This window comes from Marinomonas sp. UCMA 3892 (genome assembly GCF_012726345.1).
GTDB lineage: Bacteria > Pseudomonadota > Gammaproteobacteria > Pseudomonadales > Marinomonadaceae > Marinomonas.
In genome coordinates, this window is the sequence record NZ_PTXN01000011.1 from 1 (window position 1) to 23,510 (window position 23,510).

The 23,510-nt window shown below is 41.4% G+C and carries 20 protein-coding genes and 1 pseudogene; 13 read left to right on the forward strand and 8 right to left on the reverse strand.

All coding sequences use genetic code 11. The features are described 5' to 3' along the window. The 3 genes and pseudogenes from B6N13_RS15705 to B6N13_RS15715 all read right to left on the reverse strand — a co-directional run. Positions 1–351, reverse strand: a pseudogene (locus B6N13_RS15705) (helix-turn-helix domain-containing protein); the annotation flags it as partial. Positions 352–467: 116 nt separating this feature from the next. Then, complete coding sequence (locus B6N13_RS15710; RefSeq protein WP_169459928.1) at positions 468–2,663, reverse strand: EAL domain-containing protein; 2,196 nt, start codon at positions 2,661–2,663, stop codon at positions 468–470. Between the two features lie 213 nt (positions 2,664–2,876). Continuing rightward, positions 2,877–3,461 carry a HupE/UreJ family protein gene (locus B6N13_RS15715; protein ID WP_012068879.1) on the reverse strand — a complete coding sequence of 195 codons (585 nt, stop codon included), beginning with the start codon at positions 3,459–3,461 and terminating at the stop codon, positions 2,877–2,879. Between the two features lie 259 nt (positions 3,462–3,720). On the opposite strand from B6N13_RS15715, the gene B6N13_RS15720 reads away from it, so the two are divergent. The 4 genes from B6N13_RS15720 to B6N13_RS15735 all read left to right on the forward strand — a co-directional run bounded on the left by B6N13_RS15720 (position 3,721) and on the right by B6N13_RS15735 (position 5,784). Beyond that, positions 3,721–4,050 carry a DUF2834 domain-containing protein gene (locus B6N13_RS15720; RefSeq protein ID WP_169459929.1) on the forward strand — a complete coding sequence of 110 codons (330 nt, stop codon included), beginning with the start codon at positions 3,721–3,723 and terminating at the stop codon, positions 4,048–4,050. Between the two features lie 33 nt (positions 4,051–4,083). Then, the gene (locus tag B6N13_RS15725) at positions 4,084–4,719 is read left to right on the forward strand and encodes a LysE family translocator (protein WP_169459930.1); all 636 of its coding nucleotides are present in this window, start codon (positions 4,084–4,086) and stop codon (positions 4,717–4,719) included. Between the two features lie 28 nt (positions 4,720–4,747). Continuing rightward, entirely contained in the window at positions 4,748–5,011 is a 264-nt protein-coding gene (locus B6N13_RS15730; protein ID WP_012068882.1) for a DksA/TraR family C4-type zinc finger protein, read from the forward strand. A 188-nt stretch (positions 5,012–5,199) separates the two neighbouring features. Next, complete coding sequence (locus B6N13_RS15735; protein WP_012068883.1) at positions 5,200–5,784, forward strand: hypothetical protein; 585 nt, start codon at positions 5,200–5,202, stop codon at positions 5,782–5,784. Between the two features lie 79 nt (positions 5,785–5,863). On the opposite strand, the gene B6N13_RS15740 is transcribed toward B6N13_RS15735, so the two are convergent. Then, positions 5,864–7,075, reverse strand: a complete 1,212-nt coding sequence (locus tag B6N13_RS15740; protein ID WP_012068884.1) for a phosphoribosyltransferase family protein — start codon at positions 7,073–7,075, stop codon at positions 5,864–5,866. Between the two features lie 258 nt (positions 7,076–7,333). Here B6N13_RS15740 and nudK point away from each other — a divergent pair, with 258 nt between their 5' ends. Continuing rightward, a complete protein-coding gene (nudK, locus tag B6N13_RS15745) occupies positions 7,334–7,915 on the forward strand; it encodes a GDP-mannose pyrophosphatase NudK (RefSeq protein WP_169459931.1) in 582 nt (193 codons plus the stop codon). A gap of 75 nt (positions 7,916–7,990) precedes the next feature. Here the strand turns inward: nudK and B6N13_RS15750 are convergent, their stop codons facing one another. Continuing rightward, on the reverse strand, positions 7,991–9,052 hold the full coding sequence (locus B6N13_RS15750) for a LacI family DNA-binding transcriptional regulator (RefSeq protein ID WP_169459932.1): 1,062 nt from the start codon (positions 9,050–9,052) through the stop codon (positions 7,991–7,993). A gap of 223 nt (positions 9,053–9,275) precedes the next feature. Between B6N13_RS15750 and B6N13_RS15755 the strand changes: the two genes are divergently transcribed. After that, positions 9,276–10,625: a dienelactone hydrolase gene (locus B6N13_RS15755; RefSeq protein ID WP_211172894.1), complete on the forward strand. Its 1,350-nt coding sequence runs from the start codon at positions 9,276–9,278 to the stop codon at positions 10,623–10,625. 91 nt (positions 10,626–10,716) lie between these two features. Here B6N13_RS15755 and B6N13_RS15760 read toward each other — a convergent pair whose 3' ends face one another. Next, positions 10,717–11,667: an AraC family transcriptional regulator gene (locus tag B6N13_RS15760; protein ID WP_169459933.1), complete on the reverse strand. Its 951-nt coding sequence runs from the start codon at positions 11,665–11,667 to the stop codon at positions 10,717–10,719. 129 nt (positions 11,668–11,796) lie between these two features. On the opposite strand from B6N13_RS15760, the gene B6N13_RS15765 reads away from it, so the two are divergent. The 3 genes from B6N13_RS15765 to B6N13_RS15775 all read left to right on the forward strand — a co-directional run bounded on the left by B6N13_RS15765 (position 11,797) and on the right by B6N13_RS15775 (position 13,570). Next, positions 11,797–12,966, forward strand: a complete 1,170-nt coding sequence (locus B6N13_RS15765) for an MFS transporter (RefSeq protein WP_169459934.1) — start codon at positions 11,797–11,799, stop codon at positions 12,964–12,966. A 17-nt stretch (positions 12,967–12,983) separates the two neighbouring features. Then, positions 12,984–13,181: a DeoR family transcriptional regulator gene (locus tag B6N13_RS15770; RefSeq protein ID WP_169459935.1), complete on the forward strand. Its 198-nt coding sequence runs from the start codon at positions 12,984–12,986 to the stop codon at positions 13,179–13,181. A gap of 125 nt (positions 13,182–13,306) precedes the next feature. Next, positions 13,307–13,570: a hypothetical protein gene (locus B6N13_RS15775; RefSeq protein WP_211172895.1), complete on the forward strand. Its 264-nt coding sequence runs from the start codon at positions 13,307–13,309 to the stop codon at positions 13,568–13,570. Positions 13,571–13,867: 297 nt separating this feature from the next. Here the strand turns inward: B6N13_RS15775 and B6N13_RS15780 are convergent, their stop codons facing one another. Further along, the gene (locus B6N13_RS15780; protein WP_169459936.1) at positions 13,868–15,091 is read right to left on the reverse strand and encodes a DUF3883 domain-containing protein; all 1,224 of its coding nucleotides are present in this window, start codon (positions 15,089–15,091) and stop codon (positions 13,868–13,870) included. Positions 15,092–15,285: 194 nt separating this feature from the next. Then, the gene (locus B6N13_RS15785) at positions 15,286–16,773 is read right to left on the reverse strand and encodes a DUF3612 domain-containing protein (RefSeq protein WP_248280359.1); all 1,488 of its coding nucleotides are present in this window, start codon (positions 16,771–16,773) and stop codon (positions 15,286–15,288) included. A 182-nt stretch (positions 16,774–16,955) separates the two neighbouring features. Between B6N13_RS15785 and B6N13_RS15790 the strand changes: the two genes are divergently transcribed. The 4 genes from B6N13_RS15790 to B6N13_RS15805 all read left to right on the forward strand — a co-directional run bounded on the left by B6N13_RS15790 (position 16,956) and on the right by B6N13_RS15805 (position 23,498). Further along, the gene (locus B6N13_RS15790) at positions 16,956–19,145 is read left to right on the forward strand and encodes a malate synthase G (RefSeq protein WP_169459938.1); all 2,190 of its coding nucleotides are present in this window, start codon (positions 16,956–16,958) and stop codon (positions 19,143–19,145) included. 60 nt (positions 19,146–19,205) lie between these two features. Next, the gene (locus B6N13_RS15795) at positions 19,206–20,807 is read left to right on the forward strand and encodes an isocitrate lyase (RefSeq protein WP_169459984.1); all 1,602 of its coding nucleotides are present in this window, start codon (positions 19,206–19,208) and stop codon (positions 20,805–20,807) included. Between the two features lie 172 nt (positions 20,808–20,979). Continuing rightward, positions 20,980–22,785 carry an ATP-binding protein gene (locus B6N13_RS15800; RefSeq protein WP_169459939.1) on the forward strand — a complete coding sequence of 602 codons (1,806 nt, stop codon included), beginning with the start codon at positions 20,980–20,982 and terminating at the stop codon, positions 22,783–22,785. A gap of 194 nt (positions 22,786–22,979) precedes the next feature. Continuing rightward, a complete protein-coding gene (locus B6N13_RS15805; RefSeq protein WP_012068897.1) occupies positions 22,980–23,498 on the forward strand; it encodes an Hcp family type VI secretion system effector in 519 nt (172 codons plus the stop codon). The last annotated feature ends 12 nt before the right edge of the window (positions 23,499–23,510 follow it).

The window sequence follows — 23,510 nt, forward strand, 5'->3', positions numbered from 1 at the left end:
GGCCATACGAGGTCTACCTTTTTTCTGTGGTTTGAGTCGAGATATACCTTCGCAAGCATAGAGTTTTTGCCATTGAAATAATATGCCTGAAGATGATAAATCGAAGTAGGCACTTGTATAGGTTAAAGACCACTCATTCATATGCATCGTTTTAAGTGCTTTAAGCTTAAAGGATTGGGTATATGACATTTGTTTGTGTAAAAAACTGCTTTCACCATGAATACGATACACTTGAGACCAGTAACGAACTTGTCTCGAGTCAACACCGAATTGACGCGCAATCATTCTTGAGCTTTGGTGCTGAGATAACTTTGCTAAATAGAGTTTGAATGCTCTGTGATATTTGGACATAAAAAGACCCCCAGTAATTGGAATGTCCAACTATTGGGGGTCAGTTCAATAATTGGGGCTTTTTGTCGTGAGCGTTTAAAGTTTGGGGATTTTGCGAGCATTAGTAAGAAAATGTGCTAATCCTTATGAATAATCGGAGAGCCTTGGTTAAACTCATCGGCTGTTACCGCCTTGCTAACATAGTAGCCTTGACCAAAATCACATTGGAACGCCGCCAGCATTTTCCATTGTTCTCTAGTTTCTACACCTTCCGCTAATACTTTGATATTGAGTTTATGAGCCATGGCAATGATCGCTTCGACGATTTTGCGATCATCTGGATCATTCTCTAAATCCATCACAAAACTACGATCAATTTTTAGCAAATCTACAGGAAGGTTTTTAAGTTGAGATAGCGATGAATACCCAGTGCCAAAATCATCAATAGCGATACAAATACCCATGTCTTTTAGTGTTTGTAACAAATATCTAGCCAGATGTATGTCTTCAAGAATAGAGGTTTCAGTGATTTCAAAACCAATTAAATGAGCCGGCACTTGATACTTTCCAAGCAGCTCTTGGACTAAAGCTACAAAGTGAGGATCTGATAATTGTTCTGACGCAAGATTGATATGTAATAGAATATCAGGTCTACCTTCCTGTTTTCGCTTTGCTAGGTAAGCGATACTACTTTCCAGAACCCAATAGCCCAATTCAACAATTTTTCCTGTGCTTTCCGCGAGAGGAATGAAGTCATTAGGGAAAATTACACCTTTTTCTGGGTGGTTCCAGCGAATTAGTGCTTCAGCACCAAAGACATGATTGGTGCGAATATTAAATTGTGGCTGGTAATACATTTCAAATTCATTTCTTTGTAACGCAAGCGTTAAATCTTCTTCCGCTTTAATTAAGTTATGCGTGCTGATCTTCATTTTTTCAGTATAAAAAGCATACTGATTTTTACCCTTTAGCTTAGCTTGATACAGTGCCATGTCGGCATTTTGCATGATGGTGACTAGATCATAACCATGCTCTGGAATCATCGCGATACCCAATGACGTGCTTAAAATATACTCTCGTGAATCCATTTTAATGGGAGTTCGAACGCTCTCTAGTATTCGATTCGCTTGTTCACTAGCTTGTTTTTCATCGCCAATCTCCCCCAGTAGGATCCCAAATTCATCACCGCCTAAGCGTACAACAAGATCAGACATGGCTTTTAGTTTGTTTAATCTGTCTCCAACAATAACAAGTACTTGGTCCCCAACATCGTGTCCGATGGTGTCATTAATGCGTTTAAAGTTATCTAGATCGAAATAGATAAAAGCAGATATCCGTTTACGCCTCTGGTTGTTATGCAGGGTCTTGGGTAAGCTATCTTGTAAAAAACGTCGATTTGGCAAGCCAGTTAACGGGTCTTTATAGGCGAGCTCTTGAAGTTCTGCGGTTTTTTCTTTGACTAATTTTCTGAGTTTTAATGGCTGGATTAGGATGGCATATAAAGCAAGAGAGAGTAAAAATGCCACCGCAAAGCTGATGGCATAGCCAGTTATCTTTCGCTGTTTTAACTGTGTGTCTAATGCTCGGCTTATTCGCAGAGTCCAAGTGCCCACTGGCAGAATTAGATTTGTCGAAGCTTGAATATCAGAAAGTGGTGTAACTGAGTCTGATAAAACGATGATTTCCTTTGTCGCAGCATGCTTTCTTGACAGGCTATACTGATAACCCTCACTTTCTAGTTGTTTTAATTGTGTTGCTTCTAATAAATTGTCTAAATAAATAACTGCTGAAGCAAAGCCCCAGAATAGCTCTCTTTGTGTTCCTTTATGCAAGAAAATAGGGGCTCGACTGATGACGGCAACGCCACCTTGAACTAATGCGACCGGACCTATGACAAACATCTGATGATTTTTAACAGACAGCATAGCCTCTTCTTTAAAGCCAGGTGTTGATATGACGTTAAACCCTATGGCGTTTTCGTTTCCTTTCAGAGGATAGATATCAGAAATAACACCATCGGGCGCAAGCTGAAGATTTTCAATACCACCGATTGACTCGATTAGCTTGTTTGCATAATTAGGAAACCACTCACCGCTACCGCCATTTTGTTCTACTTCATAAGCTAGAATTTGTGCTGAGGTGAAGGCAGACGAAAGTCGTCTTTCTAGAACGGATGCTTGTGTTCTAGATATGCCACTTAAAAGAGACTGTTGCTGATTCACTATGGATTTGTTTGTTGACTGAGTCCAATAGCCCCCACAAAAAGCAATAATGAAGAAAGCAACGAATGAAAAAAATAAGGCGGAAGGCTGCTTAAACTCTGCTTTCTTCAACTAACGATCCTTCACTTGATAAAAAATATACCGAAAATAATACAGATAAATTCTTTATTAGTATTTAGTTTTTTTGTAAGCCTGAATAATCGGTATTAGAGTAAAAGCATTGGAGCTTGAGTGATGACTGGTTGAGAGGCTTAGTAGGAAAATATTTCCTGTAGAAGGAAGCGACCACTGTTTTTTTTGTAGACAAAGCAGTGGTCGCTAAGCTTATGCTAGCGCTAAAAATAATCCAGCGATAGCAATTAGACTACCTGTTACGCGAGTCACAATAGGTGCTTGGAAGCGGGCAACAGCCATACCAAAACCGATACCAGCAACATGCAATAGTGCTGTTGCTGCAGCAAACCCCAGTGCGTATTCTGCGCCATTAGCATCTAATGGCATTTCTAAACCGTGTGCAGCACCGTGAAAAAGAGCGAATAAGCCAGCAATACCAGCACAAACGGTAACAGGGAAACGTGCAGCACCAACTAACAAAGCCCCCATTAGAATCACAGACAAGACAATACCTTGTTCGATGAAAGGAACTTGCATGCCAGCAACAGCTAACGTACCACCTACTATCATGGTGCCAACAAAAGCTGTTGGCACAGCCCACAAAGCACGGCCGCCAAGGCTAGCGGCCCAAAGGCCAATTGCAAGCATAGCTAACAAATGGTCTAACCCCCCCATAGGGTGCATAAAGCCTGTCATGAAGCTAGTTGTGTGTTCGTGTCCTGGGTGAGCTGATGCAAGAGCTGGTATTGCGGCAACAAGTGCGGCTAATCCCATTTTAAGCGTCGATAAACGCATGGTGTTGTCTCCAAAAATATATGAGTATGAAAGACTTTACAAAATAGTCCTCTCTAAACCACCGCTCTTGCGGCTGGATGGAGAGATTTTAGCATACCTAGAGTGAGGGTAAATTGAATGATGCTGCCAATAGATAACGAAATATTCAGTTTGCTAAATTCAAGATGATGTAATGGTTGTCTAACTGTGTAATTGAGTCGTAGAATCGGTTGAAAAAGTGACCAATATTTAAACGTATAAATAACAGGGAGGTTTATCAGTGATAATATTTTATTTGGTTTTGGCTATTCTCGGGACTTTTATTCCTTATGCAGCTTTTGTTCCTTGGCTGGTTCAAAATGGTGTCAATATACCACTTTTTTTTGCTGAGATGATGGCAAATCCAATTAGTATTTTTGCATGGTTGGATGTGTTTCTTGCGGCAATTGCCCTCTTGGGTTTTATTCTCCATGATGGCCAAAAGAACCAAGTTAAGTGGCGCTTTATAGCAATAATAGGAGCCTTAAGTGTTGGAGTATCCTGCGGATTACCTTTGTACCTGTACTTGCGGGAAAGGCAGCGTTGTGCAGAACCAAGTAGAAGCGAATAAGAGTATTATTTAATAACAAACTTAGGGGCCGGTATGACCTTTCATCTATGGACTTTGTTTTTCTTGGCTTATTTAGTGACCACTCTGTCGCCAGGGCCGAACGTATTGCTAGTGCTTAAAAACAGTATTCAATTTGGTTGGAAGTCTGCCTTTATAACTATTTTGGGTAATTTGACTTGTCAATTTTTGATTGTTTGTTTGGTTGCCTTGGGCGTTGGTGCGCTCTTACAGACATTACCCGTCTGGTTTCTGGTAATGAAAATAATGGGTGGAACCTATTTGATCTACCTTGGAATTAAAGCTCTACGATCAAAAAAGAAATCAACCTTTGACGCTATAGATAATATAGCTGTCAATAAGTCGACTAAAACCGGACTTGCGCTGTTTGGTGAAGCCTTCTTGGTATCAGCAAGTAATCCAAAAACATTAATATTTTTGTCTGCCTTCTTACCGCAGTTTTTAACCTTAGAGTCGCCAGCATACCAACAGTTTTCAGTCATGTTTATTACTATCTGCGCTATCGTGACCAGTGTGCATATCGGCTATGCTTTTGGTATCGCTCGTCTAGGAAAACGTTTCTCACTAAAAAATATGGAAGCCAAAATTACCAAAATAACTGGCGGCTTGTTTATCACTATGGGTGGCGGAATATTGTTGAGTAATCGATAAGGCCAATACAAAGAAGAGGGCTTGCTTTATGGCTAGTGGTTGGGCGCAAGATGGCGCGGTACAGGATCAAATAGACGCGACGGTCGACTCCGAAGTTGAGCGTGCAAAAAATAGTATGCCAAAAGGAGAGAGTCTGACCCATTGTGAAGAATGCGACGCAGTGATTCCTGAGCCTAGGCGTAAAGCTATTCAAGGTGTGCGCTTGTGTATCCAATGTCAGTCTGAGCTGGAGAAGAAAGGCCGTACTGCTTTGTATAATCGCGCAGGTAGTAAAGATAGCCAACTAAGATAGGTTTTGTTGGTTATTTTCTTCCATTCCATTGATATTGATTCCAGTATATTCCACGGAATCTGTGTATTTATCGTCGAATTCTGCCTGCTTGATCCTCTCCATTATGGTAAGGTTTCGTTTATCTAAAAGAGTATTTTGACCATGAATACTGATGCTCTGTTTCTTTCAGAATAAATAAGGATGAGGTTGTGGTAGACACTTACTCAATAGAAGTGAATAAATTAGAGAAATTACGTGCTGCTTGGTTGCCTGCGGTGGAGTTTCTTTTTGGCGAAGCTGTGACTGAAGCCAAGTTTGATGGCTTTGAGGTTTGGGATGACATTGCGAAACCAAGTGCAGTATTTGAACATGCTGACGAGCCATATCGATACAAAATCCACATGCCTGCGAGAGTATTCAGCAATGACGTTATGTTGCTAGCCGATGTGATTCAAGAAATGGTACGTGGCCAGTATCCAGTGGGTTATGAAGGCGCAAAAGTATCGGCTTTATGTGAAGGCGTGGCTGTATTTGGTGCTGTGACGGCCATTAAGCAAGTGTTTGGAGAGGAGTCTGTTGACTCCTACTTGAATGCTCTGAAGGAACAGGCGTTTCCTTATTACGATGCTTTCTCTTACGTAGCGGTTTTGTTGGCAGAAGACCCTCAAGCGATTAAAAAATTGCGTGGTGTTCAGCCTTTCTTATATAAGGTTGAAAAGGCAGACTTTGAAACGGCGCAGGTAGAAATAGATCGTAAAATCAAAGACATCCTTTTATTAGCTTTTCGTGCTTAATAAATAACGCAAAGCGAAATGAAAAAAAAATGCCGCGTAATAGCGGCATTTTTATTGGTAATTGTAGCGAATTTTGTTTCTAGCTTTTTAGCTCTGACAATTCTTCACTAAACCAGATTTTGCGTTTAAAACGAGGGTTTTTAGACGACATATCGATTTTATAAGGGTTCGGCTCGTGGGTCTGTGGCAAATCAAGAATGTTGCAAAGCTCTTGAGCAAGCCATTTTTCCACTTTCAATACGACCATTTTCTTACGCAAGCGACCTTGTTCATCACGGTTCAAAATAGTCGGTAGGGTATTTAGTGTCAAAATTTCGCCAATGGCTGGGTGTGCCATACGTTCACGACCTTCATCGCTGGCATAAAAATGCGATACCGCAAACACCATACGTTCAGGGTTGATTTGCTGTAAGAATTGGCAAGATTTCACGACGGTAGAGCCGGTGCGAACCATATCGTCAAACAACACAATGCTTGCCCCATCTAGGCCGTCAAAAGTGTGTTCGCTTTCTTTATGCAGAGTGATTTCTACTTTGCGCTCCGCAGTACGGTCTTTATCAAGCATGATGAATTTGGCTTTGCTCAGACCTAGAGTTTTGAACATCTCTTTAACGAAATCACGAGCGCCTTTGTCTGGAGCGCACAGTACTAAGCCTTCGCCGTCTTCACCGTAGTTCAGAATGTTTGAATTCAACAAGTAATGGGCGTAAATTTCATAAGGGATTAAGTTATGGAAGTCGCCTTCAAACACTTCGGTAAACATTTTTTGAACGGAATCAGAATGGTTGTGAATCGTCATCACAGTATCCACACCAGAAAGCTTCAATAGTTGAGCGTATAGCTTGGCAGTGAATGGCTGACCATCGAATTTTTTAACGTCTTGGATATCACGTTCAAAACTGGTTTCACCTAAGCTCTGATGAGGGCCTCGATCTTGCGCGCTGTAGAATAGGTCTGGCTCAACCAAAATAACGCGGTCAGCTCCGTTTTCTTTGGCAGCGCGGGCGATAATTAGATTCGCCATTGCTAACTCTTGGCGGCTTTTTACATGGCTACCAGTACTAACAATAATGACAGACTTACCCTTCAGTTTGCGGCCAATGTTATCAAAATCGGCTTCGTCAGAGATAAAACGTGGGCAAAACTCAGAGTTCATGAATTGCTTCATGCTGATCAAATCAGCGATGTCTTCGTGTTGACCCATTGCATAAGCAACATCAATAGCAAACGGATTATCGGAAGAGTTACTAACAACGACGACATTAGTAGCCTGACCGGTCGACAAAGTCATGAGAGATCCTTAACTAAGGGTAGGGGAATTTGCGCTGATTTTAATACTTGTAGGGTTTTTTCGATAGGGCTGATTGAGGAAAAAGGCATTTTTATGTCGATTAGGTGTTACATGATATTTGTGACAGGTGTAAACCGATGTCATTCTACGTTTTCTTAAAGTCTTATTAGAATGAATAGATCATGGAGCTCCAGTACTGCTATATTTTGATTTTAATCATTTTTTGTTAATAGCCATAAATTTTATAAGGCAGTAAGTATGAGCACGACGGATATTCGTAACATAGAAAAAACGCTGTTATCCGATAACTGGTATACCTTAAATAAGTTTTCTTTTGAACTAAAGGGCAATAATGGTCAGTGGCAATATCAAGAGCGCGAGGCGTACGATAGAGGCAATGGCGCAACGATTCTGCTCTATAACACTGAAAAAAAGACCGTAGTGTTGACTCGACAATTCAGAATGCCCACTTTTGTGAATGGTAATCAGGATGGGATGCTGATTGAGTCTTGTGCAGGTCTATTAGATCAAGATAATCCCGAAGATTGCATAAAACGAGAAACGGAAGAGGAAACAGGCTTTAAAGTTGAACACGTCACAAAAGTCTTTGAAGCTTATATGTCGCCAGGTTCTGTCACGGAAATGCTGTACTTTTTTGTAGCTGAATATTCAGACAATATGAAGGTATCTGATGGTGGTGGCCTTGAGCATGAACAAGAAAATATAGAGGTGCTTGAATTAGATTTTCAGCTCGCCTGCTCTATGGTTGATTCTGGTGAGATTAAAGATGGAAAAACCATTATGTTGCTACAATACGCCAAATTAAATGGTTTGCTTTAACCTTGCCTAGCGTAAAAGCAAAATTTGAGGTTTATCCTGAGAACGTGAGAAGAATCATGTTAGTAATGAAACAATTTACTTCTTCGGTGGTAGAGGAAAAAACTCTTTATTCAAACGAAATTGATGTGGAAGATAAACTGGCTCGGTTGGTGGTGATTGATTCCAAATGGCTTTTAAGGTGGCCACTGTAGCTGGTCCATACAAGCTTGCAGGAACCCCAACTGAGTTTAGCCAGTTGGCAATCCAAGGGTTAAGCGGGTTGTCATCAAAGCCAAAAAAAGTGAAGTCTTCCACAATATCTAACCCCATTTCCTGAGTGAGACGATAGGCGCCATAGGCCAGCATATCGCTTAGGCAAACAATGACATCAGGTCTTTTGGGCATCTCCAATAAAGTTTGCATACTTTTATAGCCAACTTCCAGATGATTCAGCCCTTCTGTGTGGGCATGAGGAATGTCTTCAGGGTTAATGCCTTCCTCAGCCAACCTGTCTAGCAAACCTCTACGCCGTTCGGCAGCCGCGGTAAATTCCAAAGACGCATGAATAATCCCAATGTGTCGTTTTCCATTTTGCAAAAGGATATTGGCAACATCGACCCCAGCTTGGTAATTGTTGATGCCGACATAATGGCTGTTATTGTGGTTTGGTGCAGGGCGATTAACAAAAAGTAGTGTAGTACCGTTATCACGGTAATCGCTTAACAGTTCACTTTGCACGGCACCAATAATGACCACGGCTCGTGCAAGTTGAGACCGCATTTCTCGCAAATATTCGTCTTGAATGTCGGCTTCTTCATGAGTGTCACAAAGGGACATGATGTAGCCTTCGTCTCTTAATGACCGCTCTATTGAAGAGGCCATGGCAGACATGGTTGGATTCGCCAAACTCGCTGCTAATACGCCAACCATACGGCTTTCTTGACACCTCAAGGCTCTGCCAATACTTGCTGGCCGGTAACCAAGTTCTTTCACCGCTTTTTTGACTTGAATGATGGTTTGTTCAGAGGCCTTGTTGGTAATGCCGTTAATAATACGCGAAGCGGTTGCTGTCGATACTTTGGCGTGAGCCGCCACCATAGCCAAAGACACTCTGCTGCTTGTTGAGTGTTTTTGTTTACGACGTTGGCTGGGCGGCATGAGATATCCTTAGTAAAGGTTTTGGCGTGTAAAGATTCTAACTGCGTTTGATAAGGGCAACAAGCAAGCGGCTTGATTCATTGAGCTGGGAATGCTTTAGGGCTTGAGAAGGAAGGAATACCTTGTTTATACTTTGCTTGGTTAATCGATTACCCAATAGTGAAATTCAATACTGCTTGGTAAGCGTTTTAGTCTTCAAAAAATAAAGATAATAAGGATGGTTATGATGATAAATAAGCCGATGACCCGATGCGCCTTAACTCTATTGGTCGCATCCTGTATCCCATTTTCTGCACTAAGAGCGGAAAACAGAATCGATACAATACGCGCAGACGCCCCCGAGCTTGCTGCTTACGGAGAACAAACGGTTGGCGTTAGGCAATTAGATTTTATTCATAAAAATCAAATTGATATTTTGAATACGGATATGAATAGAAAAGAGGGCGATGCGTTTCCCTATTATGATCGTCCTTTAACTGTTGAGGTTTGGTATCCGGCACAGGCCAATTCTAGCGGTTCTCGGGTGCTTAAAGCCTATATGCGAGATGGCAAAACACTCGTTGATTTACATGGCAAAGCCATTTTAGGCGCCAAGCCTGCCAGCACCAAGCAAGCATTCCCCTTGGTTATTATGTCCCATGGTTATCCTGGTAATCGCTTTTTAATGTCGCCGATCGCTGAAAATATTGCCTCAAAAGGCTATGTAGTCGTGTCAATTGATCATACGGATTCTACCTACAGCACCTTGTCTAAAGTCAGCTCAAGTTTGGTAAATAGAACCAAAGATCAGTTGTTTGTTTTGGATCAAATTAGCCAGTTAGCCAAAGATAAAACGTCCTTTTTGTATAATTTAGTTGATGCCGATAACACAGGAATCATTGGTTATTCAATGGGCGGCTACGGTACGGTTGTGACCGTGGGCGGTGGATTAACACAATACGCTTTGGATCAGCGAGAAGGCTTGTTTTCTACTCCAAAAGGCACATTGGACCAGTACTTGAGTGGCAGCAAAGAATATTTAGCTTTATCTGATAAGCGAATTAAAACCGCCGTGACTTTCGCCCCAGCAGGAATGAAAAGACACTTTATGGACTCAAACACCACAAAAGGCATTCGAGTTCCGATGTTCTTTATTGCTGGCTCAGAAGACGATGTGGTCGGCTATGAAGAGGGTGTGCGTGCATTATGGAAGTCGGCAAGCGGAGTAGATCGCTCTTTGCTGACTTTTGAGTATGCAAATCACAACGCAGGTGCCCCAATGGCACCACCAAAAGAAGCCAATGTGATGTCTCCAGACTTGGGCTTTAACCTAAGTATGCATTACCTTGATCCTGTTTGGGACAATGTAAGAATGAACAATATTTCAACTCACTTCATTACCGCTTGGCTGGGCGAGTACTTAAAACAGGATGTCGCCATGTCGAGTTACTTTGATCTTGTTCCAGTATCCAATGACGGGAAGTGGAGCAAAGACAAAAATGGCATGGATAAACCAGATAATACCTACTGGAAAGGTTTCCCTAACAGAAGCGCAAGTGGCTTGAAATTGGAAAGCTTAAAAGCTGGCTCTTAAAAAAAAACACTAAAAGCGTCATGAATTGATACCCTAGGCAATATCCAAAAGTAGTTAATTAGGCTTTTGGGTATTGCTTTCTATTGCGAAATTAACTGGCTTTAGTTTGTGTTATGGGAAAATGGTTAGCTAAAGGGTGATCTAAGGTTACGCTGTAATTTTTCCGGAATTGCATTGGGGTTACATTGAAGGCAAGTTTAAATTTTTTAGCAAAGTAGGCTGAGCAATTGAAACCACTCTCAAAGGCAATGTCTGCGATTTGTTTATTGCTTTCAGTCAGCAGTTGAACCGATTTTCGCAGCCGATAATTCAATAAATAGCTGTTTGGTGAGCAATTCAGAGCGTTGCGAAAGATGCGATAACATTCACTTTCGCTGATGTTTGCAGCTTCACTTATATCGGCAATAGAAATACGTTCTTCATAATTGCTGTGGATGAAATTTAACAAGGATTGTATTCGTTTTTCATTAGCCTTTGCTGTGTTGTGAGTCGCGGTGATATCTTGCTGATTGGTACAGAAAATATACCAGAATTTCATTAGCGCAATGTTCATATAAAACTCGCGGTCGGAACCTTGCTCTTTCCATACATTAAAGGCTGTCGCCAACTCATTGATCGCTTTCTCATGCCAAGCTTTAGCGCCGGAGAATTTATAAAACAGCAGCTCTTTGTTATTGATAACAGGAAGCACATGCTTTTTATAAATTAGCCCAAAACCCATACCACCAAGCATTTTTGGACTGAACACCACGTTCAGTATTCTACAGTCTTCAGTGCCATAGTTCGTTAGCTTGTGTAAGGTATTGGCATTGATAAAGACCATTTCTCCAGTTTTTACGATATCACTGGAATTAATACATTCGACTTTGGTGGCGCCTTCTATAACCAACACGACTTCTATTTCATCATGCCAATGCCACGGTACTTCGCCACCAACAAAATGTGAAAAATGTTCGTCATAAGATTCACAAGGAAAGTCATGACTACCGTGAGTCGTTAGCTCTCTGCCATTTTCTTCTGTTTCAATTTTATAAATTTGCATAGCACCACTTATTGAGCGCGTCTTGGTAAAATCAATATTGATAGAATCGTTATATTTTAAGAGAGTATATACCTATATATAAAACTATGTAGACGGTATTGTTCTAAAAAAATTAAAACAGGTACGTTTATGTTATTGCTTTTTATTATCTATATCGCTTTTATCAGTTTAGGTCTACCTGATGCGGTACTCGGCTCATCATGGCCCGTGATGAGAAACGACTTAAATGCTTCACTGGAATTCGCTGGTGTTATTTCTCTCATTATCAGTGCTGGTACAGTGATCTCCAGCCTTTATGTAAACAAGGCGATTCATTATTTTGGAATAGGAAAAGTTGTTGCGCTAAGTGTCTTACTAACTGCACTGGCATTGCTTGGTTTTAGTATGTCCAATCTGGCATTGGCGCTTGTGTTCCTAGCTATTCCTTTAGGTGTTGGGGCTGGTGCTGTAGATGCTGGATTAAATAACTTCGTTGCATTGCACTACAAAGCTAAGCACATGAACTATTTGCATTCTTTTTGGGGAGTGGGGGCGACAGCTGGCCCGCTTCTCATGGCGAATTTTTTAGCTCTTGCAGAAGGTTGGCGTGATGGCTACATGACTATCGCGGTAGTGCAATTCTTACTGGTCATTTTATTATTTGCTTCCCTTCCACTGTGGAAACAGTTTGTTACCCACTCAGTAAAAAGGGATGAGACAAGTGCTCCATTAGTCACAAATATGACTGCATTAAAAATGAAAGGTGTATCGCTGCAATTAATTATGTTCTTTAGTTATTGTGCCATAGAAACGAGCACAGGGTTATGGGCTGCGAGTTACTTAACGACAGAGCGAAATATTTTGCCAGTTGATGCTGCTTTTTGGGTAGCAATGTACTATTTAGGTATTACCGCAGGTCGCTTTGCCTGTGGAGTGATTGCTGAAAAAGTGGTAGAAGAAACCCTTATCCGCTCTGGTGTTGTGATTATCCTATTTGGTTGTGTCTTACTTGCTTTACCCTTTTCAGGTGAACTTACAAAAATGGGATTGATATTCATTGGACTTGGTTGTGCACCTATCTTTCCTAATACCCTTCAAATGACCCCAAAACGCTTTGGCTCATCGGCATCGCAAGCCATTATTGGGCTATCCATGGCGACGGCTTATACCGGCATCATGGTTGTACCACCAATACTTGGTGCCACAGCAAAGGTCTTCACCTTTGCTTCATTCCCCATGATATTGCTGTTTCTGGTCGCCATCTTATTACTAACCACGGAACGATTAAGGCGTTACAGCGACATGTCATTGCGCCAGTAGGAAAGTGAGGAATTCTGATGAGCAGCAGGAAGATGCAAAATATCCAGCGACAACAAACCATACTGCTTTTGCTAGCACTGGATGGAAAAATATTCTCAGAGACATTAAAAAAGCGATTTAATGTGCCAGAAAACATCATTTGTAACGATATAATTTATTTAGAAAAAGCGGGTTTGTTAAAGCGTATTGAAGGTGGGGCTATTGTTTTAGAATAGGGGGCTGAGACAGAAGAAAACGAATTGTTTCTTATCTTTTTAACTGTCACGTTTTTAGAGTGGCGAAGACAAATTAAAATATATGGACTATGATTTAGATCCTTAGAGAACCTCAGAGAACTTTAATGTCTTTAAAAGCAACCTCTGTCAGATTAGACGAAGAGACACTAAAACGCGTAGGTCAAATGGCGGAAGCGATTAAACAATACGTTGCCCGTGAAGATTGGTTTATCCGTGAAGTGGAAAAAGGCATTGAGTCAGCGGACAAAGGGAAATTAATCGACCACTCGATATTAAAGCGAAATGGGATGCAAAGCGTGCTGCTCAAATGGACTGACTTAGCAGAACTTGATCAATTTCAACCTTACTATTGCTTGGAGTACTTTTAAAATCACAATAACCAATGAGTTGAGCTTCTCTTTCAATAAAATAGGGCTTCGCCCAGACATTATCGACGGCATTGCTGACCAGCTCCAACTAGCGATTTTATAGATGAATTATCGGAATAGACTCTTCTAAAAACCTCATGTTAATAGGTGTTTCGCCTGACTGTATAAGAGCTTCTAACTGGTTCTTATTGAGTTTTTTAGCTTCCTGTTTTTTTGATATATTTCATTTTAACTGTCAATAGAGAAATATCCATTTTAAGAAGACCTCACTCCATAATATTAATTTTTTATTTGAATCTATTGCTCTGTTCTGAATCTTATTTTAAATGAAATGGCTTCCTTTTCTATTTTTTCATTATTTAAAAAATCGACACCTTTTACTTTCCATATTTTTGGTGATTTGCTACAGGTATCATGTACAAAATGAATGTAATAGTTTTCTTTTTCTTGTGCAGTTAATAACTCGTTTTTTGAAATGAAAAAGTGCTTGAAACCTGCTGGATTTGATGTGGACTTTACCTCAATATATATTTCATTTCCCCTTAAATCGAAAGATTTTATATCGTACCCAGCACTATCGTCATGTCGTGAAATATGATCAACTTTTTTTGATAAATCTTCTCTACCTCTATCTTTTAGATATTTACGTTGCTCTATAAGAGCAATCAATTCGCCTCGATCTCCAACAATCTTATTCCTTTTTGATTTTTCTATGAAGTCAGCTTTATTTTCTCTTATGTGTCTTTTACTTGACTCAGATGATAATGTTTTAAGGCTTAAATCAACTTCTTCTATTTTTATACTTTCTATTGGAGGTAAATTTCCGATAGTATGATTTTGTAAGGCTTCATATGAATTACCTAGATCATTTTTAGGTGTGCCAAAAGAGTCATAAAGAAATTGATTAAAGGTTATTGTATTCCAATCTTTCATGACTTCATCATGTTTTTTAAAATCTAATAGTACTTTTTGCTTTACTATCTCAGATTTGGAGTTGTTCTCAAGTGAAAGATTGTTTATAAAATGGTCTAGGTAAACAAATGAAAATGTATTAAGAAATTCATCGGGATAGTAAAGTGATAATATTTTACCTTTAAACATTGGGGATAAATTGTTTTTCTTAAGAGTTTCTAGGTCTCTTTTATTTTCTATTAGCTCAATTATTTGTTCTTTTACATTTATGAAAGCTTCTTTTATATTTGAACCGAAAGAGTGTTTTCCTATTCTATATTTTTTGTTTTTATCATCGCCAAGTGTTCCATAGTAAACACCAAACTTCCTTGCTGTACTTCCATGTATATTCCCCCATAGGTTAAGTTCAGTTTCTATTCGATAACAGAATGAGGATTTAAGACCTTTTCCTACCACATATTCATCAAGTGAAAGAGATCTTATCTTTTCAATTGGATAGTCTTTTACAAAACGTTTTCTGAGTTTTAATAGTTCTTTTGATTCTTTTGAATTTACATATTCTTTATAGTTAAAAAATGCTTGATGCTCTCTTAGCTCACTAATTTTCATTTTTTATCCTTTGCAAATGAATTTTATGGTTGTTGAATTTTAAGTTAAAAATATAAAAAAATTATGTTATAGCATTTTTTTAGCGCTAGTAAAGAAGCCAAGCCCTGCATTGCGTTGCGTTGACGACGTCAGTGACGCAAGCAAAACACCACAAAGTTTGGCTTCCATTGATAAATTTCCCCCAAATAAGCCAACTACCGCGCCTCGCATTGCTTATAGCAGCTTGGCGATCTTGGGCAAACGGCACCGCGTGAGCAAATCAATCGAGCATCGTTGTCTATGCCGCGTTCTACCCAATTAATATTGAGAATTTTCGCTACGCTCATGAGGTCTTTTTTGATGCTTCTCGGGATTTGGGATGAGCCTCCTTTGGTCACGCAAGCTTCCCGTAGATCGGCGGCGATGGAGAGGGCGTCTTTGCCTTGGGCATCAATGGCTGGGTTCAGATCAATACCGGAGCAAAGTACGTGGCTGTTGCCAGCAAGGTCTTGCACTTTGACCGACTCACAAGCGTAAATGCGTGGCTCGTCGCCAACATTAAGAATCGATATTTGTGCCGACGTGCCCGTGCTTGGTTCGCTTATTTTGCGAAACACAGACCAGTGCTGACACGGGTCTTCGACCATACTCATATTGCCCCAAGGCAGAGGAATGCCATTACCCCGATACACAGCCTTCAGTTTGCCAGGCGCATAAGCATCAAAATAATGCCAATGAGGATAAGGCGATGCTGCTGTCATGCGGCGCATGGTCACGGATTCAGAAACACCCGCCAGTTGTGCAGTATTAATTTCGTAACCATTGCGGTCCAGCATTTGTCTAAATGGCACTTTGGGGCACAGCAGCGCACCAGCAAAAAAGCTACATTCAAAGTCTCGCCAAGCAAATAGAATATCCTGAGCGTCCATGCCAGATGATTGAATTTTGGCGTTTTTCGCTTGCAGTGGTGATATCTCATTTCGCCCTGTCACTAACACGTTCTTTAGCCCGTCTTTGTCGTGTAATACCGTGTGACCTATGTGTACCGCAAGATTGTATTTCAGGCGCTGAGGCTGATTTTTCATGATTTGATTGATGTAAATCGTGCCTGGTGGATCAAAAAAAGACGTCACTACATGACTTTCATCAATGCCCATTTCTTGTAAAACCGCCAGCGGTGTTTTGCGGAACCATTTGATTTGTAAGCCCATCTGTTTAGTAATGGCGATAATTTCATCAAGGCTCAATGGTAAGCGTTTGAGTCCCACTTCTTCCGCCGCACGTTCTAAATCTGGGAAATGATTTTGATGATGTTCTTGGTGGGCGCGAATCAATAAATGAGCAAATTGACGACCGCTGGTGCCAGTCTGAGAAAGCATTTCAGGGATGGCTATTTGCAGTATTTCTTTGGAAAACAAAAAGTTTGGCTCTAGCGCCATGCCATCGATACCACCGCCAGATCCTTTGGTTGGGGTAATGGCTTCTTCTTCCGGAATATCATCCAAAAACCAGTCAACATCTTTTTGAAAAACGCTGGCAATCACTTCCAAAACGTCTTCACTGGGAATGCGTTTCCCCCTTTCTATCATGGATAAATATGAAACGGATGGTGCTGATTCTGCATCGACTTTTATGCAGCGAGCAGAGAGGTCTTCCATCGTCAAACGGTTGCGTTTACGCAGGTTGCGGATCTTTGTGCCCAAAAAATGGGCCTTGCGATTGAGGCTATTTTTATTTTTCATTTTTGTAAAATTTACACTGTGTAATTCTTATTGTGAAATTTTAGCTTAGACGGGCATAGACTATAAATCAAGCAATCGTTAGAGAGTTTAAACGCATTGCTAACCCTAAGAATCAGAACGATAAGAGAAAGAAGGAAAGCGAGATGAATATGCCCCAAGCTAAAAATAACAGTGTGATTCATCCAGGGTTTTGCCACTTCATCAATGAAGAAGTGCTATCGCTTCACACGATTGAACCAACAAAATTTTGGCGTGATCTTGAGCAATTAATCGCTGATCTGTCGCCCATTAATCGTCAACTTTTGGCTACTCGCGATGCAATGCAGCAGCAGATTGACCAATGGCATCTTGACCACAAAGGTCAAGGGATAGACATCAAGGCGTATGAAGCTTTCCTACGTAAGATTGGTTATTTAGTCGAAGAAGGGGAAAACTTCACTGTTACCACTTCAAATGTCGATGAAGAGATCGCGAGTCTTGCTGGCCCTCAGCTGGTGGTACCCGTTAAAAATGCGCGTTTTGCGCTGAATGCCGCCAATGCTCGTTGGGGCAGTTTGTACGACGCTTTTTACGGTACGGATGTGATTGCGAAAACATCGGGCTTAGAAACGACTGTTTTGGACAATAAAGGTTACAACCCTGCTCGTGGTGAAGCGGTTATTGCCAAAGCGAAAGACTTTTTGGACCAAGTGTTTCCATTAGAGTCTGGCTCTCACCATGACGTCATCAGTTACATGGTTTATTACCACCATTTATTGGCCTTTTTCCAAGATGGTAGCCAAACCGGTTTGCAACAGCCTTGTCAGCTGGTGGCCGTGAATGGGCAGCGCAGTGAGCCAGAAGCCATATTGCTAAAAAACAATGGTTTGCACGTTGAAATTCAATTTGATCGTAATGGAAAAAATGGCGCAAATGACCCAGCTAATATCAATGACATTTTAATTGAGTCAGCCCTAAGCACCATTATTGATTGTGAAGATTCCGTCGCCGCGGTGGATGCGGAAGACAAAATAGAAGTGTATCGCAACTGGTTAGGACTGATGCAAGGCACGCTGGAAGCCAGCTTTAACAAAGATGGGCAAACGCAAACACGCCGCATGAATCCTGATCGTATTTTTACGGATTTAAATAACCAAGAATACCGTTTGCATGGTCGTTCTCTGCTATTGGTTCGTAATGTTGGTCACTTGATGGAATGCGACTTGATGCAAGACGAGCTGGGTAACTTTGTTCCCGAAGGCATTATCGATGCCGTGGTGACCAGCTTGATTGGCGCTTTGGATTTACAACGTACTGCCCATAGTCGAATGAGAAATAGTCGCACTGGCAGTATCTACATTGTGAAGCCAAAAATGCATGGCCCAGAAGAAGTCGCGTTTAGCTGCGAATTGTTTTCTCGCGTTGAGCAAATGCTAGGTTTGCCCGAAAACACGATCAAGATCGGCATTATGGATGAAGAGCGTCGCACCACTCTGAACTTGAAAGAGTGCATTCGTCAGGCGCAATCAAGAGTCTTCTTCATCAATACCGGTTTTCTAGATCGTACTGGCGATGAAATTCACACCAGCATGCAAGCGGGTGCCTTTTTGCCAAAGGACCAAATCAAGAATCAACCTTGGATCCAAGCTTACGAGAACCGCAATGTAGACATTGGATTGCAATGTGGTTTGCCAGGCAGAGGACAAATTGGCAAAGGCATGTGGGCAATGCCAGATGAAATGGCGACCATGATGACGGCAAAAATAGCCCACCCTAAAGCGGGTGCAAATACGGCTTGGGTGCCATCACCAACTGCTGCCACATTGCACGCATTACATTATCACCAAGTGAATGTATTTGAAGTGCAGGAGCGTATTAAAAACCGCCCAAAAGCGAATCTAACGGATCTACTAACTATCCCAACGATTCCAAGCAACCTTACTTTGTCGCAGCAAGTGATTGAACGTGAAATCGAAAACAATGTTCAAGGGTTACTCGGTTATGTGGTGCGCTGGGTAGAAGCGGGCGTTGGTTGTTCAAAAGTCCCTGATATTAACAATGTGGGCTTGATGGAAGACCGTGCCACTTTGCGAATTTCCAGTCAGCACTTGGCAAACTGGTTGCTGCATGGAATCTGTAGCAAAGAGCAAATTGATGAGGTGATGCAACGCATGGCATTGGTGGTAGATGAACAAAATAAAGCCACCGAGGGATATCGTCCGATGGCGAACAATGCCAATAGCGTCGCTTTCAAAGCAGCGCAGGATTTGATCTTCAAAGGTGCCATTCAACCTAACGGTTATACAGAGCCCTTGCTACATGCCTATCGAATACAGGTGAAGGACACGCACTGAAAACGAATTAATTTCTGAGAATTTGTACCCATTTAAACAACCTAAAGAGCGAGAAAAATGATGCATACTTACAAAAATAAAACGCAACAAGCTAGCCAGACGATCCATTCACAAGGTCCAACTTGGGCAGCGATGAACCCAGAATCTGTGGTTAGAATGCAATTGCAAAACCGTTTTAATACGGGGTTAGATATCGCGAAATACACAGCTAAGATCATGCGCGAAGACATGGCGAACTATGACAAAGACCCAGCGAATTACACTCAGTCTTTAGGTTGCTGGCATGGTTTTATCGGCCAACAAAAAATGATTTCTATCAAGAAACATTTTGGTACAACCCGTAGCCGTTACTTGTACTTGTCTGGTTGGATGGTCGCGGCGATGCGTTCTGAATTTGGTCCATTGCCAGATCAATCTATGCATGAAAAAACTTCGGTGCCAGCTTTGATCGAAGAGCTATACACCTTTTTGAAACAAGCAGATGCCCGTGAGTTACAGCATTTATTCAAAGAGATGGACGAAGCGAGAGAAGCGGGCGATCAAGTTCGCGAGCAAGCGACACAGCAAAAAATCGATAATTTTGAAACTCATATTGTGCCAATTATTGCTGATATCGATGCTGGCTTTGGTAACGAAGAAGCGACCTATTTGCTAGCGAAGAAAATGATCGAAGCGGGCGCTTGCTGTATCCAGATTGAAAACCAAGTGTCTGATGCTAAGCAATGTGGTCACCAAGATGGCAAGGTAACCGTGCCGCATGAAGACTTCCTAGCGAAAATTAATGCTGTACGTTACGCCTTTTTAGAATTGGGTGTAGATGATGGTGTGATCGTAGCGCGTACAGATTCTTTGGGTGCGGGTTTAACGCAAAAGATCCCAGTATCACAAACGGCTGGCGACTTGGCGGAACAATACAATGCCTTTATTGATGGCGAAGAAGTGACGTCACTGGAGCAAATGAAGTCTGGTGATATGGCGATCAAACTGGGTGAGCGTTTGATTAAGCCAACTCGTTTAGCCAATGGTTTGGTGCGCTTTAAGTCGAATACAGGTGAAGATCGTGTGGTGCTGGATTGTATTACGTCTTTGCAAAATGGCGCGGATCTATTGTGGATCGAAACGGAAAAACCGCATATTGGTCAAATAGCTTCCTTGGTGAATCGTATTCGTGAGGTTATGCCAAATGCTAAGCTTGTGTATAACAATAGTCCGTCTTTCAACTGGACATTGAACTTCCGTCAGCAAGTGTTTGATGCTTGGATGGAAGAAGGCAAAGACGTGAGTCAATATGACCGCGACAAGCTGATGTCTCAAGATTACGACGGTAGCGCATTGTCAGAGGAAGCGGATGAGCGTATTCGTAGTTTCCAGAAAGACGCGGCGGCTCAAGCGGGTATTTTCCACCATTTGATTACCTTGCCGACGTACCATACAGCTGCCTTGTCTACGGACAATTTAGCGAAAGACTACTTCGGTGAACTTGGCATGTTGGGCTACGTGAGAGAGGTACAGCGTAAAGAAATTCGCCAAGGCTTGGCTTGTGTGAAACATCAGGACATGTCTGGATCAAACATTGGTGATGATCATAAAGAATATTTCTCTGGTGAGCAGGCCCTTAAAGCCTCTGGTAAAGACAATACTATGAATCAATTTGCGGTCTGATTTAATGGAGTAAGTGTCAGAGTGTATTGATAGCAAAGGCCTACAGTCTTCCCCCTGTAGGCCTTTTTTTGTTTGGTTTTCAATAGTACTTAAATGCACTATGATGGATAAATCAGTCTATTGAAGCTGATGCACCTTAAACTATTAATGGGCATTTAATCTGAGAACGCTATTGAATAATTCACGCTATACGTTGGGCGATCAACAACTCAATGATATTAGCTTAAAGGATTTAGCTAGACGCTCTAGGTATGGCGGTGTATTTTATTTATTAGCATTCTGGGCTGCTACTTTTAGCTCTACAACAGCTCGTGAACACATAGATATTATTGGTGTTTTTTCAGGCTGTTTTTTACTGTTGCAGATTTATCGTTTAGTGTTATTTTTTAAAGTCTCTTCATCAAATGATATTGATATCTCCACGTACTTTCCTCGTTATGCTTTTATCTACAATTTATCCGCCATTTTTTGGGTAAGCGGTTCTGCTTGGCTTTTTTACATTAACCCGATTGTCGACTTGGCGGTGACTATTAATATGATGGCTGCTGCAGGTATCAGTATTGGTGGTGTCACAGTACTGGCACCTTCTTATAAATTAATGCGCAGTTATTTTGTATTGATTTGCTTCCCTTTCGCCTTAGCTGCCGGATTGCTGCTAAACGAGCCTGGTAACTTGATTGTAGTGGGCTTAATTATTGGTTATGGCTTGTTTATTTTTATAACTGGAAAACAACAAAATCGTGTTTACTGGCAGGCCCTTAATGATAATTTGAAACTTTCAGTACAGGCAGAAGAGCTAGAAAAAGCGAAAGTTGAAGCCGAGCGCGCAGGGCAAGCAAAAGCCGATTTTTTAGCCGCAATGACTCATGAGATCCGCACACCTATGAATGGCGTTCTTGGCATGGCTCAATTACTGGCGATGGGCGACCTGAATGAAAAGCAAAAGCAGCAAGTGACGGTCATCAATAATGCCGGTCGAACCTTGATGCATATAATCAATAATATTTTAGATTACTCTAAAATTAATGCTGAACAATTGGCGCTAGAAAAAATTCCTTTTGATACACGCAATGTTGTTAATGAAGTGAAATTATTGCTTGCCCCTCAGTTCGAGAAAAAACCAATCACACTCAAATCTAGTATCGAAAATATTCCCTCGTTCGTACTAGGTGATCCTTTTAGACTGCATCAAATTCTTTATAACTTGGTTGGAAATGCCTTTAAGTTTACCGAAAAAGGGGAAATCTCGATTGAGGTTTCTAGTAAGGAAAGTGATGCAGAAAATACCGTAATCTTGTCGTTTTCCGTTAAGGATACAGGGATAGGAATTTCCCCCGAGGACCAAAAGCAAATTTTTGAGCAATTTTATCAGGTGAGCCATTTCGACCCTAATATTCGTGGAACAGGATTAGGTTTGAGCATTACCCAACGCTTAGTTGAGTTGATGGGCGGAACCATTTCATTGATCAGTGAAATAGGAGTTGGTAGTCGATTTACTGTCGATATTCCATTTGTTTTGGCGACGGAAGTAGAAGGTCAAAAACTTTCAATTCCCATGGAAAATATAGCCGTGCAATCCAATATTGAGTCTGATCTTTGCATCCTTTTGGCAGAAGATAATAAAGTGAATCAAATGATCTGCGAGCAATTCTTTTTGAAGCTGGGGGGCTCTGTGGATCTAGCTGAAACAGGCGTTATGGCATTGGAAAAGTTTAATGGCACCAAGAAATACGATGTGATCTTTATGGATTGCAACATGCCTGAAATGGATGGATTTTCGACTACGGTTGCCATTCGGCGAATCGAGAAAGAAAGAGGGTTAAAGCAAATACCGATTGTTGCTCTAACTGCCCACGTAGAAGAAAAAATCAAAAGACAATGTCTTGATTCTGGTATGAATGCTTTCATTAGCAAACCTTTTTTGTTTGAAGATATAGAGGCTATGGTGAATAAGGTACGAAGCAGGGAATTGCTTTGACTTATTGAGTAAGCAAACTCTCGCTCGTCGGGCGATTTTTCGCCTGACCCCAAGCGAAGTTTTGCTCGATGGTAGAGTGTGTTTTTATTAACCCATTGAAAATATTGACTATTTTTAATTGGCATCCATCTTGCTCTTCCTAGGGCGAGTGTTAAAAACACGTTTTTACTATTTTTTAAATAAGGAATTTTATTATGCCAACGCCATGTTTTATCTCGATCGAAGGGGAATCTCAGGGTCTTATCACTGCTGGTGCCATGACAGTCGATTCTATCGGTGACGTAGGCTTGGAAGGTCATGATGACGAAATGCTGGTGCAACGCTTTGACCACAATGTCACCGTACCGACTAACCCACAGTCTGGTAATCCATCTGGTCAACGCGTACATAAGCCATTCAAATTCACCGTTGCTTTGAACAAAGCGGTTCCACTGCTTTACAACGCCTTGTCTTCTGGTGAAAAACTGCCAAAAGTAGAATTGAAATGGTACCGCACGTCTGCAGAAGGTAAGCAAGAGAACTTCTTCGTTACCGCACTAGAAGGCGCGGTTATCGTGGACATCCATTGCGAAATGCCACATTGCCAAGACCCTGCGATGGGCAACTTCACACAGAACCTAACGGTCTCTATGGCTTACCGTAAGATCACTTGGGATCACATCAACTCTGGTACGTCTGGTTCTGACGACTGGAGCAAGCCAATCGAAGCGTAAGCTCGTTTTGGT